A 684-nucleotide genomic window follows, 5' to 3' on the forward strand; every position below is an offset into this window, starting at 1 on the left:
CCCCGCCCTTCAGGGCGGGGAAGACGTTAATAACCACCTTAAGGACTGATGGCTGTTGCGGTCTCTTCTTCGGCGCTGGACAGGAGTTGGTCCACCGTCAGAATCGCGCTTGATGTCACGTCTATGACACCGAAATGCAGGAAAGCGACATCGGCCCGACCGATCACGGGGTCAACGGAGAGTTTCTCGGCGGAAACGCGAGCGTCGTCAACGACGATGACCCGAATGCGAGCGAGGTCGTCGGCCGGCGATGCGCAATCGCGAACGTTGGGATTATCGACCAGAGCCTCGATGAGAACCGCGACCGAAACCATGGGGTCCAGAGCGAGATAGACACCTTGCGGGATGCCTTCGAAATTGCTTCGGCTTAACTCAGAGCCGCCGAGACCGTGCTTCAGGATGGACGGAAGGTTTTCGACCCAAGTCGCGTGGTAGTATGGCATGTGGCTCCTTGTGGTGGAATTGAGTGGTCGTGATTGTACCAGAATAGGAGGTGAAAATACCTAAAGAGAGGCAGGAGACAGGCCGGAACCTCATGGCCCGGTAGCTTCTCAAACCGAAATTCAAGCGAAATTGCGTCATTCGCACGGCGAAACTGTACAACCCGATCCTTCAGGTCCGGGATACAAGGCGCAGCTTGTTAACGTCTTCCCTGCCCTGAAGGACGGGGTTTCCAGCGCACTG

At 56.7% G+C, this 684-nt stretch carries 1 protein-coding gene; it reads right to left on the minus strand.

What is annotated here, in order from left to right:
• Positions 1-38: 38 nt before the first annotated feature.
• On the minus strand, positions 39-443 hold the full coding sequence (locus E1297_RS01015; RefSeq protein WP_155132781.1) for a hypothetical protein: 405 nt from the start codon (positions 441-443) through the stop codon (positions 39-41).
• Positions 444-684: the final 241 nt, after the last annotated feature.

Source organism: Roseibium sp. RKSG952, assembly GCF_009711355.1.

Excerpts from the sequence above, each read along its gene's own strand:
- E1297_RS01015 (WP_155132781.1), bottom strand. The coding sequence starts at position 443 with ATGCCATACTACCACGCGACTTGGGTCGAAAACCTTCCGTCCATCCTG.